Origin of the sequence: Streptomyces sp. NPDC047515, from assembly GCF_040643055.1 — a bacterium.
GTDB lineage: Bacteria > Actinomycetota > Actinomycetes > Streptomycetales > Streptomycetaceae > Streptomyces.
The window spans coordinates 1-13,949 of sequence record NZ_JBEYTM010000032.1; the positions used below are offsets into that span (position 1 = coordinate 1).

Here is a 13,949-nt window from a genome sequence, read left to right on the forward strand (position 1 = left end):
ACGAACCTCTTCCATCTCCTCAGGTGTCACACCTGAAAGAAGATCACAACCCTACTCCTGCTTGATCATCCGGGGTACCTAACAAAGCCCTACTAGTCGTGACATTCGACGGTCACGGCGAGGTCCTCGCCGTCGACATGGAGAGCTGAGCCTCAGGCGCCCACATGACACACACCGCCCCGGCTCCAGAGTCAACCCCCGAAGGACTTCCGGCGCAGACCACTTAGGAACAGTTCGTCTGTCTCATGACGTCTCCTGTCTCACCAGCACGCGCCCCGGGAAACGATCCGACTCGAGCGCCGGGACCCAGCACCTGTCTCACCATCCCTCCAGACCGTTATGAGTTCGTTGCAAGTCCGGGTCGAGTCGTCGACGTGCAAGCACCTCAGATCGCGGAAACCGACCCCGGCACCCGCCGTATCGTGCAAGCTTGGAGCCGGCCGGGTCAGACCGGGTGGGGATCGACGGAGGAGCGCGTCGTGCAGGTACGACTTCGGGTGGAGGACGGCGGCGAGGGCGGGGATCTCCTGCGATGGCTGCGGAACGACCCGGTTGCCGCTCATGCCCAGCTCAGCGTGCTGCCTGCCGAACCCGGGCAGAGCGAGATGGGCGTCGCCGACGTCGTACAAGCCGTCTTGGACGACCCCGCGGGGTTCGGCAGCCTCGCCGTCGCGGTGGCCGCGTGGCGGGACGCCAGGCGGCAGGGCCGGGACAGGGCCACCGCACCCACGGTCAAGATCCAGTACAGGGATACGACGGTCGAGATCACCCACGACGACCCTGCCGAGATCCGCCGTATCGTCGACACTCTGACGGCATCCGGCGACGACACCGTCGACGAGGGTGCATCGGGCTCGTGACCGTGCCGGACCCGGCCGGTTCCCGGGCGATCCTCATCGGAGTGCACAGTGCGGCCGACGGCCTGGGCATGGGCGCGCTCCCTGCGGTGGAGCAGAACCTGGCCGCCATGCGCCGCCTACTCACCGACGGCACGGTGTGGGATCTGCCGGACGAGCACTGCTTCTCGGTACCTGAACCCGCCTACCCCCACGAGGTCCTGGACGAGGTGCAGCGCGCCGCCGCCGAAGCGACCGACACACTGCTCCTCTACTACTCCGGCCACGGATTGTTGGTGGGCGAATCGCAGGACCTGCACTTGGCGCTCAGGGGCGTGCACTGGGAGGACGACTGCCTGAGCTACGCCAAGGTGCGGACCCGGCTGCGACAGTCCGGAAGCCGGGCCCGGCGCACCGTGGTGATCCTCGACTGCTGCTATAGCGGCAAGGCGTTGAACGGCGAGATGGGCGCCGCGGCGGAGGAACATCAGGGGGATCCGTTGGCAGAACAGCAGGAGCTGGCGGCGCTGGTGGCGGGCAAGGCCGACATCGATGGCGTCTGCGTGCTCACGGCCTCCGCCGCCACCCGCAAGGCGCTCTCGCCGGTGGGCGAGCACTACAGCGCGTTCACCGGTGAGCTGATACACGTCCTGAGCCACGGAGTGGAGGGTGGTTCGGAGTACCTCGACATGACCGCGATCTACGACGCCGTCTCAGCGCGCCTCGCCCTGCGCCCGGGCATGCCGGTCCCGCAGTTCGGCACCCGCGGGCACGGCGCCGGAATCGTAATTGCGCCAAACCGCGCGCACCGCCCGCCGGAGCCACCGGACCGGGCGGTCAACGGCAGTGCGGAGGTCCGCCCCGCCCATGCCGTTCCCATTCCCGACCGCGGCCTCGCACCCGTGCTCGCCACGTACAAGGGGGTGGAGATCCGCGACCGGCAGGTGCTGCTCCAGTTCCTCACGCAGTTGACGGCCGACGAGAGGGACGCCGATGTCTGACTTCCGCTTTAACGGCAGTGTGGGCGCCTCCGGACACGGCCAGATCAACATCACCGGTGACGTCAACTTCCACGGTTCGGTCCTCAACACCGGATCCCTGCGCCGGGTATCGGACGTGCAGGCCGGGGCCGGACTGTCGAACCTGCCGCCCGAAGTAGCGGAACTCATCGGCCGACAACACGAACTAGGCGTGCTGGCACGGCATTTGGAGGAGCCCGGTCGGGTTGCGGTGGTGACCGGACTGGGGGGTGTTGGAAAGAGCGCGCTGGCGTCCACGTTCGCACACCTCTGGCTCCGGCGGAGGGAGGCACCCGCCTGGTGGCTGGCGGCCGGTTCTCCCACCGAGCTCGACAACGGCCTGGCAGACCTGATCTACCGGCTGCAGCCGGAGCTGGCGAAGTCGCTCCCCATGGAGGAAGCGGCGCGGCGCGCCGTCCGGTGGCTGCTCGAACATGATGAATGGCTGCTGGTGCTGGACGACGTAACCGACCCGGCGCACGTCGATCCGCTGCTGGCCGATCTCGCGGGCAGCAGCGGTCGGGCCCTCGTGACCACCCGGCTCTCCTACGGCTGGCGCCGGCCCGATACCGAGGTATTTCAGCTGCAGCCCCTCGCCCCGGACGCCGCGGCCGAGCTGCTCGCTGACCTGTTGCGGAAACCGGGTGCCGCGCGCCCGGCAGAGTCCGCCGAGTTCGAGCGCGAGCTCCGTGAGCTCGCGCTCGAACTCGGCGGACTTCCCCTCGCGCTCGCCCTGGCGGGCGCCTACCTTCGCAAGACCGGGATCAGCAGCGCGTCGTTCCGTCGGCGGATGTCCGAACACCTCGACACCTTGGGTGGCGTCGACGCGTGGGCCGGGCATCTGGTGGACGCCATCGGCTTGGCGCTCCGTGCCGTCTCAAACACTCCGGGTGCACTGCGCCTGTTGCGCGTGCTGTCCTGGTACAGCCACGAGCCCGTGCCCGTTGCACTGCTGTCAGGCTCCGACGGGCCGGCCGCCGGAAGGGCTGTTCTCCGGGCTCTGAGGGAGCTCCGCGCGCACGGCCTGGTCCAACTCGGCGACAATACGGTCTCCGTCCACCGGCATGTTCAGACCCTGGTGCGGACCGCTGACGACCGCGATTCGCTGCGCAGCACGGAAGCCATCGCCGAGAGCCTGGCCACCGCCACCGACCTGCTCGACCAGTACGTTCCCCCCGTCCACGAATCTCGGAGCTGGCCGCGCTGGCAGGAACTCCTGCCGCACATCACGGCACTCGCCGATCAGTCCGCAGCATCGTCTGACACGCCGGTGACCGCCCGCCTGTTCAACCGCACCGGGCTCTTCCTCTGCGAGCAGGGTGCCCCCGGCGACGCGCTGGTGCTCCTGGAACGGTCCCACGCGGCCTACCAGCGCATCCTGGGCGACGACCATCCTGCAGCGCTCGCGGCGCTCCGCAACGTCGCGGGCGCCCTCCAGGCGTGCGACCGGATCGATGAGGCCGTTGTCAGCTTCCAGCGCGCACTGGACAGCTCCGAGCGCGTCCTCGGCCCGGACGATCCGGCGACCCTGGGGTGCCGGGCCGACCTGGCCGGAGCCCTCTTGGCCCGCGCCGACTCCGAAGCGGCAGTCGACTTGCTGGAGCACGCCTTGGCCGACTGCGCACGAATCTTCGGCAGCGACCATCCCGAGACCCTCACGGTGACCGCCAATCTCGCCTATGCCTATCGAGTGGCCGACCGCCTGGAACGGGCGATCCCGCTCCTAGAACGAGCTCTGGTCGGACGCCGGCGCATCCTCGGCGACGACCACCCCACCACTCTGGTCACCCGGCACAACCTGGCCGGTGCCCTGCACGCCGCCGGCGACCTCGCGCGAGCCCTACCGATGCTGCAGGACAACCTGACTGCACGGCTGCGCGTCCTGGGCGGTGACCACCCCGAGACCCTGACGTCCCGGAACAGTCTGGCCTACGCGCTACTCAGCGCCGGCCAGCTCGATCTGGCCGTGCGGATGCTCCAGGATGTGCTCACCGACCGGGAGCGGGTGCTGGGCCCCGACTCGCCCGGCACCATCACCTCACGCAGCAATCTGGCCGCCGCCTACTGGGAGACCGGAGATCTGGGGCAGGCTGCCGAACTGTTCGAACGGACGATCTCGGACTGCCTGCGGCGGCTCGGCACCGACCACCCGGACACCCTCGCGGCCAGGCAGAACCTCGCGGGCGTGTACCGCGCCGCCGGCCAGCACGAGGAAGCGCTCGCGCTCTTCGAGCTAAACCGAGCCGAGACGGAGCGGCTACTCGGCCCCGAGCACCCAGACACCCTCACCGCCCGCAACAACCTGGCTGCCGCGTACTGGGAGAACAACGATTTCCCCCAGGCCCTGCCATTGCTGGAGCGGGAAGTCGACCACTGCGTAAGGCTGTTGGGCGAGCGGCATACCGAAACCTTGGCCGCCAGATCCAACCTTTCACTGGCACTGCTGACCACGGGCGCACACGAGCGCGCCCTGCCCCTGCTGGAACGCGTGGTGGCCGACTACAAGCAGGTACTCGGCCCCGACCATCACGCCACGCTCACCGCCGTCAACAACCTGGCTGGGACCTACGAGGAGACCGGCAGGCTGCAGGAGGCCCTCGCCTTGTACGAGTCGAACCTGGAGCAACGGACGCGTGTGCTCGGACCACGTCACCCCGACGTACTCGCGTCCCTGAACAACCTGGCCGGGGCCTACAAAGAGAGCGAGCGGCAGGAGGAAGCACTGGCCCTGTACCAGGTCGCACTCCCTGTATGCCAGGAGACGCTGGGCGAGAGCCACCCCCTCACACGCACCATCCGGCGGAACCTGTCGGTCCTGACCGGCGGACGTCGGGGCGGAGAGGGGGGGGCTGGCTGTGCGGGGTGATCACGTGGGGCGGGATGCTGGTCTCCTCGGTGAGCTCGCGGCCGGCGGCCTGCAGGAGGGTGTTGTCGGCTGGTTCGAGGTGGCCGCCGCCGTTAGAAACAGTTCGGCTGTCTCAGAGCTGCTCCTGTCTCGCTCGGCCTCGCCTGCTTCTGCCGGGAGGACACTCCGATCGCATGGGCAGGCAGGGTGATTGCAAAGTCTTTTGATCATGGATTTGGTGCAGGTCAGTTGAGGCCGAGGAGGGCCAGCGGTCGTTCGTAGGGGCGGAGGGCTGTCGTGCGGAGTCCGGCGGCGATGTTGGCGTGGCCGGCCGCGCGGAGCCGGTTAATGGCGAAGCTGCGGAGGGTGTGGCCATGTTCTCTGGCCCGTGTCCGGCGCGGATCTTGGAGGTGTCTTCGCGGAACGCGGTGTCACGGACGAAGTGGAGCTTGTTTTCGATCACCCAGTGCGCCCTCAAGATTGTTGCGAGGCGTTCCGGTGACGCCTGGCGGCTTGTCAGGTCGGTGATCACGTAGACCGTTTCCCGGCTCTGCTTGCCGGTTGTCGCGTACTCCCCAAAGTTCTCAGCCGCTTGCCCGTTGACGGCCGGAGCTCGGCGTCGCTGCGCGACGGCCTCGGCCTTCAGCCGGCGGGTGGGCGGATCGGGACGACGTTCCCAGGGTCGGGTTGATCCTCACCGGCGGGTTTGCGGAGGATGAGGACGGCAGCAGCGAGGGCCATCTGCTCCGCTCTATGCTGGGACTTGGCCTCGGCCGTCCGGGAGTCCTTGAGTGCTTGCTTCAGGCGGACTACCTCTTTGCGGAGACGGGCTTCGACCTCCGGTGTCTGGTGGGTTTCTGCGCGAACTCGCGCGTAGAACTCCTCCTTGAGATCGGCGTGGCGCTTCTGCAGGGCCATGCGGTGAACACCGGCTTCTGCGGCGAGCGCGACCGCCGTGAGGCTGCCGTTGGAGCAGGTGGGCTGGCCAGCCAGGAGCCGGTCCATGGCCTCGCGGATGCGGGCGCGTTCATCCATGTGCTGCTGGTTCATGCGATGGCCTCCTCGGCGTCGAGCGCGGCGGCGTCGTGGGCGTCGGCGAGACCTCGGAAGCGGTCTGCGGTCAGGCGGAGCCGATCACCCAGGGGCTGGGGCAGATGGGCTGCCTTCGTCTCGAGCCGATCAGCGTGCTCTCTAGCCGCCCGCGCGTGGCTGTCCGTTCGGACCGCGTTGCCGCAACCGAGCTGGCAAGCGAACTGGTTGGGTGCCGTCGCCCCAGGATCCGGGTCGCATAGGGCCGTGTCGCGCTTGAAGGCGCAGATGAGGAACGAGTCCGGGTTGTCGAAGAGTACGAGGCCGTCGCGCGAGAGGAACTTGGCGGCGGCCTTCGGGGTGGTCAGGGCTCCTTCGAAGCTGGGCATCGAGGTTGCTCCGATGATTGCTCGTCGAGCGGCGGGCCCGGAGATCTTCTCCCCAGCGGCAGCAGCGTCGCGCAGTCGAGCCGCGGTCTGTGCGGCGGCAAGGGCGGTCTCGACGTCGAGCTCGCCGTGGAACCCTCGGCGCCCGCGGTTGCCGTAGCTGGCGGAGGTGCGGGCGTCCAGGGCGGTGCGCATGTGTCCGTACTGGATGGCGAGGGCGACCAGGCCGCCGGGGCGGCGGGCGATGTGCCAGGCCAGCGTTCTGCGAAGGCGGCTCAACCCCAGGTTTCCGTGCGGGTCAGCCGGCACCTTCTGATCCGGCAGGCCCTGGGCGGTGGCCTCCTGGTTGATCCACGCGACGAGACTCTCGACCCGGCGGTCCAGGCTGGACCGCTTCAGCGCACCGTGATGGTTTCGCTGGGAGACGATGTCGTGGTGGGTGGAGCTAAACAAGAGCTCACCTTCGGGGACGATCCGTTCCAGAACGCGGATGGCGTTCACCACCGGTGTGATCGCGACCCAGGGAACATCTCGCTCCTCACCAGCGGCTATGTGGTGGCCGTCGGAGTCGCGGACGTTCTTGTAGTGGTGGGATCGGATCAGGTGCCTCGGCGTGGAGCCGTCGGGGTTGGGCTCCGGATCCGGACAGCAGCCGGACCGCAGCGACTTGGTCTCCTGGGGGCGCATTCCGGTCAAGTACAAGATCACGATTGCGGCGGCCGTGGCCAAGTGACGCACCAGGGTCGGTGTTTCCTCGTAGTCCATACATTCCCGCCAGGGTCGCCCATCGATCCGGCCCGCCACCGGCACTTGCATCGGGCTGGGGCCGGGCCGCTGGGCGGTGAGCCGTACGAGTCCGCGCCGGGCGATGAAGTGGTGGGCCTGGTTCCAGCTGGCCCCCGTGACTGCGGCGACGTAGTGGTGGGCCAGGGTGATGCCGTGCTTCCGGTGCACGGTGGCGGGCAGCAGACCGCCGGAGTCGATCAGTGGCGTCAGATACTCCTTGACGGCGGCCAGGCCCTCTCGGGTGCATGCGGCGGCGCTCGGCCCAGGCCGCCAGAATGTCGTCGGAGAAGTCCTCGACCATGCGGACCGACCAGGTCAGCAAGGGGCCGATCACTGTCGGGTCCAGTGGCTCGGTCGTGTTCTCCCCGCGCGCCTCGCCCGTCTCGGCCGACAGGTAGTCGTCGACGCCCTCGTCCTCCCAGGGAGGACGCGTGATGCCGCAGGGGCTGATCGACAGCTGGTCGAAGGCCCAGAGGTCCGACAGCCAGCGCAGCACCGTCAGAGCATGATCGCGCGTGCAGCCGCTGCTCGTGCACTTGGCGGCGTACGCCCTCCAGTGCTCCACGGTGCAGTCACTGAGCTGGGAAACACCCTGCCGGTCGAGCCAGCGCGCGAACTTCAGCCACTGCAGGATGTTGTCGCGCATGCTGAGAACGCCGTCGCGTCCCCGGTTCTGAAAGCCGCGTTCCCGTACGTAGGTGGGACGCAGTTCGCCGTTGATCAGAACCCAGATCATACGCTGGAACTCGCTCCTGAGCGCTGCGGGACATCTCCTCCAGTGGATCTTGTGAATGCTGTCCCCCGGCTTGTCGGTCAACGGCCCCATCGACCAGATGTCGTCGCCATAGCGGGAGTTGGGGTGGGTGTTGGTGACGCTGATCCACCGGTCCTGGACCACCAAGCTGTCGGGACCCGGCAGGGGAAGGATGTAGGGATCGGCCTCGATGGTCAGGGCTGTCGTCACGGGGCGAGGTCTCCCTTGAGTAGATGGCTGATGATCATCCGATCCCGGTCGGTGACACGGGCCAGCGAGGTGTGCCAGGTGCTTTCGTTGACCTTCGTGCGCAGGTCGGCAAGTCGCTGGAAGTGCTCGTCCCATCGTTTTTGCCAGAGCTTCTCGGGCCAGGTGGACCGGAGCGATTTCAACTGCCGGTGCAGGAGCGCGAGGCGGGGGTGGTGACCGGTGTGAACCCGGGAGTTCTCGCAGGACAGGCAGAGCAGGAAGTCGGCGCCGCAGCCCCCGCTCGGGTCGGGCCACGGGCTGGTCTCCTCGTCGGCGCAGTCCGCGGTCGCTGTCTCCTGGTGGGCCGCGTCGGCCGCGTCCGTGAGCCGGCCCTTGAAGGTGTAGTCGCGGGCCTGTTCGAGAGCCTCTTCGGCGCCGGCTGCGATCACGTCCACGGCGGCTCGCTGCACGTTCTCGTCGGGCAGGACGTAGATGCTCTGGTTCGTGCCGGGCTTGTGCTGCAGGGGCTTGCCCGTGGTGGTGACGGTGGTTCTGCGTGTGCGCTGGAAGGGCGAGCCGAGCTGGTGAGACGTCGCCCAGTTCTTCGCGTCTGCCTTCGAGACCCCGAAGACCAGCGGGCCGAGGGGCCGGGGCCGGTCCAGGTTGGAGTCCACGTCGCTCGGACGCCGGTTGCGGGCGGTCATCAGCAGGTCATGCCCCGGGGCCAACGCAGCGGCCAGGGCCCTCGCGTTCTTCGTGGCTTCCAGGGCCTGGGTGATGAGCCTGCCGGGCGAGTCGGCGCCGGAGTCTGTGTAGTTCTCCGTGTCGAACCACTGTCCCTCGCCGGAGCGGCGCTTCTCGACCAAGACCTCGTAGGTGACGGTGGCCGTCTCTCCTGCAGAAGGGGTGATGACGGGGACATGCAGGCGGTCGTAGACCGACAGGTTCCAGCCGTAGCGGTCGGTCATCATCACCGCGAGCGAGGTCAGTTCCTGGCGCGTCAGAAACAGCCGGCCCGTTGTCTTCCCGCCGTTCCGACCGCGCAGCAACCTCTCGGCCCGGGTGTAGACCTTCCCCTCGGGATCTTCGGCCCCGGGAAGCTCGCCCGTGGCGGCGATGTGCTCAAGGACCTCCCCGATCCTCCATTCCCGGCTGTCCGCGTCGAGCGCGCCGGCCCGAAAGCGGGCCAGCAATGTGGTGTTCTCCCGGATCCGGAGGAGCGCGGCCCGGAACTGCCGTTCTGCGGCCAGCAGCACCTGATCGCGCTCCGAGGGCCGGTAGGACTGCTTGGAGGGCTTGCCCTTCTTCGGGACGGGGCGGGCCAGTTCTTCGGCAGGAAGTCCCTGGGACAGACGCGGCTCGCGGTTCAGCAGCGTCCGCATCTTGCCCAGGGCCTCGCGCCCGCCGGGGGTGTCCTTATGGTTGTTGCGCCAGAGCCGGAGCGTGGCCGAGGTGAGGTCTCCCAGGTCGTCCGCCGGCTGCCCCTGGGCCTTGAGGAACCGGGCGAAGACTTCCAACGACCGCCAGTACGACTCGCCACTCGCGTGGCTGTTCCACCCCATGGACTGTTCGGCGAAGGCTCGCGCGAGCGAGCGGCGCATCGGCTCGGGCACGGCGAGGGAGGCGAAGTCGAAGACGCGCTCGAAGCCTTCCTTGTTGACCACGGTGGCCCGCAGCCCGTCGGCGGCTATTCGCTGGGTTGACTGGAAATCCGCCGGTGGCAGGACAGCCTTGTGCCCCCGCCCACTCATGACGCCTCCGCGACGGGCCGGGCGCCGACCAGCAGTTCGATGTCCTGGATCCCGGAGGTCTCCCTGGCCAGCCGGGCGAACAGACCATTCAGGTCCGTCGCCTCGTCCTCCTCGCCGGGCTCGCCCTCGGTGTCGAAGGCGAGGATCGACTCCAGCTGCAGATGCATCACCGGGTTGAGGTAGTGCTCCTTCGTTGTCTCAACGTCCCGGTGCCCCAACAGGGTCTTCACCAGCCACCACGGGTCGCCGTAGAGCTGAGCGAAGTCACGCCGATCTGCGGCGGTCAGCCCGTACTTCTTGTCCATGAGCTCGTTGAGCACGATCAGCATGTAGAGCGCCATAGAGTGGCGCGCGGAGTGCGGGGTTGCATATGGGACTTTCCCCCGCACCTCGGCCAGCCTGACCAGCCGCGGCACCTCCCGTTCCTGCGGTGTAAGCAAAGCCTCCTCGCAGCGCTGGTTGGCCTGCCGGAACACCGTGTTCCACCGGTCCGGCAGCATCGGCATGCCCTGCTCGGTCAACCACAGCCACGCCGGCTCCGGCCCCTCCGGCCCCTCGACGAACAGCCACTGCCGCTCGCGCCAGCCCAGCAGGCTCAACTCCCGCCTGCCTGCCGCCCCGTTGCGGTCCACCCAGTGCACGACCGGGACCGGGCCTCGCGTCACCTTCGTGATCAGCCGCATCAGGGTCAGTTTGTCGTAGCGACCCCTCTCCTGGGCGCGCTGTACCGCCCAGGCCCGCTCGGACTCGGAGTAGGCGCCAACCTGCCGCACGGACTCGATCGACGCGTAACAAGTCCGGTCGCGCTTCGACCGGGACAAAGCGCGGGCCACCTGGCCGTGGCAGTAGCGCCCGGACCGGAGAGGCCGTGTCGGCACTTCGAACGTCAACATCGCGCCCGCCTCCTGGCGCCGCTGCCCCGAGCTCAGCGTCAGCCCCACGTACGCGGTGTTCCGCAGCTCGGTTCGCCCATCCCAGCCAGGCAACGGCGCTCCATCACGACCGAGTCCTCGAAGGCCCAGGTCGTGCCACAACCCCCAGGTCCGCGGAGTCAACCACGACAACCGAGAGCTTCGCGCGCTCGCCGCCCGGTCCTCGCGCCGTCCCACGTCCAGCGGGAGAGGGCTGACCTTCGCCCATCTGTAGAGCCGGGTCAGCGCAGCTGCTTCCCGGTTCCACTTCGTGCCGCCGATCCGTTGCGGATTCAGCGGTGATATCGAGGCGCCATTCCTTGTATGCCTGCAAGTCCATTCTTGTCGCCGCCCTCCAGGGCACGCCCCGTCGCCAGAGCCACGACAGGAGCAGCCGGATATCCGTCGCATAATTCCGACGTGATTCCCGTTCCAATCCCCGGAATTCGAGTGAGAGAACGAACTGCAGCAATTCCGCGTCAACAATGAAATCTGGCCGCACGAAGACCGGATCACCCGGCCGAAGCCCTACTTCCTCAAGGGCAGCTGGCAGGTCGCGGACCCCCAGTACCCCCTCCGCCGGCAGCGGCCACCATCGTTCCGGATCTGGTACGAACACCAACGACCACTCGTCCAACTTCCACCCCTGTGAGTCCCTTGAACTCACTCAATCATCAGGGAAACACAGATGGGGGTCGTGGGGCTCTCCGGTCGCCTCGAAACGGATATGCCCGCAAAGGCAGCCGCCGGTGGACACGACTGGTGTGCGGTCGTCGGTCATGGGCGTTTCCTCGCTGTCGCAGAGTCGTCGGGGGGCCCTCATCGCCGTGCCGCAAGGGGGGCAGGCATGCGTGCGGGGCGCACGGGCGGATGGGGGCGCCGCGGTGAGGGGCAGCCTGGCACGCCGACTCGGCAGTGGGGGTACGGCCGCACGGAATCGGCCATTGCCGCCGCCGTGACCCCGCGCGGCGCGCAGCGTCGCCGCGCAGTTGCCGCCCGAGACGGCCGCGGTTTCAGGTTGGCCGGAATCTCTCCGAGGAAGGGGCCGAAAGGGTGACTATCCCTCGAACGAGGGCGTTTCGAAGGACCCGCCCCAACGGCTCCTGGCATCAGCCAAGGAATTCGCACAGGCGTCCCGCATTCCCCCCGCCGTCACCCGTTACGGCGAGCAATCAGCCGCGTTTCTAGAGCACCCGTGCCATTCGACGACTTGCTGGAGGACACGATGGATCCTGTACCCACCCACGCGCATCAGCCCCCCGGATTCGAACGGCGGCGGCCCCTCCCCGCTCTTTCCACCCCCGGAGTGCAGCAGGTCGACACGGTTGCCGGCCACTCAGGGCGACCGGATACGGGGCGGGCGGCATGAGCGAGCCCACCGATGCCTCAGCCGACAGTGTCCCGGGGCCGCGCACCACCCCGCCGCCCGCAACGGCGCATTCCGGACCGACGAACGGACCGGGCGTCCCGCCTGAAACCGCGCCGGCCGCCGCCACGGAGGCAACCCCTCCCGGGCCGCAGATGCGGTACGTGGACGTGACCGGCAGCCGTGAAGCGGCCGGCCGCTCGATCCGGATGAGCGACATGACCAGGCGCCTCCCGCAGTTGGTGCGCCGGTCGCTGGCTCTCGCCTGGCGGGTCGACCGAGCAGCGACTGTCGGTCTCCTGCTGTGCCAGGCGGTCGCCGGTGTGGTGCAGGCCGTGGGTCTGGTCGCGATCAGCGGCACCCTGACCGCGCTGCTGACCAGCGGGGACGTCTACCACCGGCTCCTGCAGGCATGGCCGTCCGTGGCCCTGCTGGCCGGCGCGTCCGGCGTGCGATCACTTCTGGGGATCACCGTCAACTGGCTCTCCTCCCGGCTGGGTCCACTGATGTCGCGCGAAGCCGAGCAGATGCTGCTCATCGGCTGCGCGGAGGCGGAGCTGTGCGCCTACGACGAACCCGACTTCAACCGCGACCGCGAGGCCGCCGACCGCGGAGCGCAGGTCACCGGAGACCTGATCAATGAAGGGCAGGACCTGATCGCCTCGACGGCCTCCTTCCTCGCCGGGGCACTCGTGCTGGCCGGGGTGCACCGGGTGCTTCTTCCACTCCTGGTGGCGGCCAGCCTTCCGCAGGCACTGGCCCAGATCAGCGCCGCACGGGTGCGCTACCTGGCGAACCTTCGCAGCAATGGTGACAACCGGATGCTGTCGGTGCTGCGATGGCACATCTACACCAAGGACGCCGCCGACCAGATCCGCGCAGGCACCATGGCCGCCTTTCTCTCCGGCCGGTACCGGCAGACGGTCGCCCGGATCAATCACGAGGACAGGGCCGCGGCCGACAAGGGGGCGCGCATGTCCCTGGTCGGTGCACTGTGCGGCGGCGTGGGGTCGGCGGTCGTGTGGGCGGCGGTCGTGTGGCTACTGGCAACCAGCCGCATCAGCGTCGGGCACGCCGGGACGGCCGTTTTCGCCTTGCAGACAGTCGGGCAGTCGGTACGCGGACTCGTGGCCGTCGGGGCGCGAGCCGTGCGCACGGGGCTGTACATGGATGACTGGAGCGGCTTCCTCGACAAGGCCGGCGGGTTCCGGATGCGCCGGGGCGCGCGCCGCCCCGAGCCGCCGAAGAAGATCGAGATCAAGTCGGTCTCTCACCGCTACGCGGGCAAGGACCAGAACGCGCTGTCCGACGTCTCGCTGACGCTGCGCAGGGGTGAAGTCACCGCCCTGGTCGGTTTCAACGGCTCGGGGAAGTCGACGCTGTCGAAGCTGGTCGGCGGCCTGTACCTGCCCACTGACGGGCAGGTGCTGTGGGACGGTACCCCCACCGGCGACGCCGACCCGCAGGCGCTGTGGCAGCAAGTGGCCCTGGTGCCACAGGACTACGCGCACTGGCCCCTGACGGTGCGCGAGAACGTGACCCTGGGGCAACCCTCGGAGCGCGGCGACGCGGCGGTGCGTGAAGCGTGCGAGGCCGCCGGCGCCGACGAGGTCGTTGACAAGCTCGGTGCCGGGCTGGACACACTCCTCGCTCGCGAGTGGCTCAACGGGGAGGAATTGAGCGGCGGCCAGTGGCAGCGCATCGCCCTCGCAAGGGCGTTCTTTCGCGAGGCCGGGCTGCTGGTTCTCGACGAGCCGACCGCGAACCTCGATCCCCGCGCCGAGTACCGGATCTTCCAACGGCTGCGAGACCTGGCCCGGGAGCGGGTGGTGCTGCTGGTGACCCACCGCATCACCAACGTCGCCGTGGCCGACCGGATCGTAGTCCTCGACGAGGGCAGGATCGTGCAGGAGGGCACCTACCAAGAACTCGCCGGGCAAGAGGGCTTGTTCCAGCAGTTGCTGTCCTACCAGGTCACGTCCGAGCCGGACGGCGAGAAGCACGGGACCCGCACATGAGCCGCACCGACGTCACTTCAGCTGCCCCAGCCGCCGTGGGAGCGCCCACGACGCCGTAC

The 13,949-nt window shown here is 68.5% G+C and carries 9 protein-coding genes; 4 read left to right on the plus strand and 5 right to left on the minus strand.

The window, feature by feature from the left end; genetic code table 11:
- Nucleotides 1-479 precede the first annotated feature (479 nt).
- Genes ABZ826_RS24395 through ABZ826_RS24405 form a run of 3 tightly spaced genes read left to right on the plus strand, consistent with a single transcriptional unit; the run spans nt 480 to nt 4,721 of the window.
- Nucleotides 480-860, plus strand: a complete 381-nt coding sequence (locus ABZ826_RS24395; protein WP_361452038.1) for a hypothetical protein — start codon at nt 480-482, stop codon at nt 858-860.
- Nucleotides 857-1,837: a caspase family protein gene (locus ABZ826_RS24400; RefSeq protein WP_361452041.1), complete on the plus strand. Its 981-nt coding sequence runs from the start codon at nt 857-859 to the stop codon at nt 1,835-1,837. Before ABZ826_RS24395 ends, ABZ826_RS24400 begins: the two co-directional genes overlap by 4 nt.
- Entirely contained in the window at nt 1,830-4,721 is a 2,892-nt protein-coding gene (locus ABZ826_RS24405) for a tetratricopeptide repeat protein (protein WP_361452044.1), read from the plus strand. The genes ABZ826_RS24400 and ABZ826_RS24405 overlap by 8 nt, the downstream gene beginning before the upstream one ends.
- A gap of 112 nt (nt 4,722-4,833) precedes the next feature.
- Here ABZ826_RS24405 and ABZ826_RS24410 read toward each other — a convergent pair whose 3' ends face one another.
- The 5 genes from ABZ826_RS24410 to ABZ826_RS24430 form a co-directional block, all read right to left on the minus strand.
- Complete coding sequence (locus ABZ826_RS24410; protein WP_361452047.1) at nt 4,834-5,232, minus strand: hypothetical protein; 399 nt, start codon at nt 5,230-5,232, stop codon at nt 4,834-4,836.
- Between the two features lie 110 nt (nt 5,233-5,342).
- Nucleotides 5,343-5,750, minus strand: a complete 408-nt coding sequence (locus ABZ826_RS24415; protein ID WP_361452050.1) for a hypothetical protein — start codon at nt 5,748-5,750, stop codon at nt 5,343-5,345.
- Nucleotides 5,747-7,069, minus strand: a complete 1,323-nt coding sequence (locus ABZ826_RS24420; RefSeq protein ID WP_361452053.1) for an integrase — start codon at nt 7,067-7,069, stop codon at nt 5,747-5,749. Before ABZ826_RS24420 ends, ABZ826_RS24415 begins: the two co-directional genes overlap by 4 nt.
- Before the next feature lie 792 nt (nt 7,070-7,861).
- A complete protein-coding gene (locus tag ABZ826_RS24425; protein ID WP_361452056.1) occupies nt 7,862-9,595 on the minus strand; it encodes a hypothetical protein in 1,734 nt (577 codons plus the stop codon).
- Entirely contained in the window at nt 9,592-10,368 is a 777-nt protein-coding gene (locus ABZ826_RS24430; RefSeq protein ID WP_361452059.1) for a hypothetical protein, read from the minus strand. Before ABZ826_RS24430 ends, ABZ826_RS24425 begins: the two co-directional genes overlap by 4 nt.
- A gap of 1,659 nt (nt 10,369-12,027) precedes the next feature.
- Here ABZ826_RS24430 and ABZ826_RS24435 point away from each other — a divergent pair.
- Nucleotides 12,028-13,890 carry an ABC transporter ATP-binding protein gene (locus ABZ826_RS24435; protein WP_361452062.1) on the plus strand — a complete coding sequence of 621 codons (1,863 nt, stop codon included), beginning with the start codon at nt 12,028-12,030 and terminating at the stop codon, nt 13,888-13,890.
- Nucleotides 13,891-13,949: the final 59 nt, after the last annotated feature.

What these genes read in the sequence shown, in the direction of transcription:
- ABZ826_RS24435 (WP_361452062.1), top strand. Translation starts at nt 12,028, where the DNA reads ATGCGGTACGTGGACGTGACCGGCAGCCGTGAAGCGGCCGGCCGCTCG.
- ABZ826_RS24425 (WP_361452056.1), bottom strand. Translation starts at nt 9,595, where the DNA reads ATGAGTGGGCGGGGGCACAAGGCTGTCCTGCCACCGGCGGATTTCCAG.
- ABZ826_RS24415 (WP_361452050.1), bottom strand. Translation starts at nt 5,750, where the DNA reads ATGAACCAGCAGCACATGGATGAACGCGCCCGCATCCGCGAGGCCATG.
- ABZ826_RS24405 (WP_361452044.1), top strand. Translation starts at nt 1,830, where the DNA reads ATGTCTGACTTCCGCTTTAACGGCAGTGTGGGCGCCTCCGGACACGGC.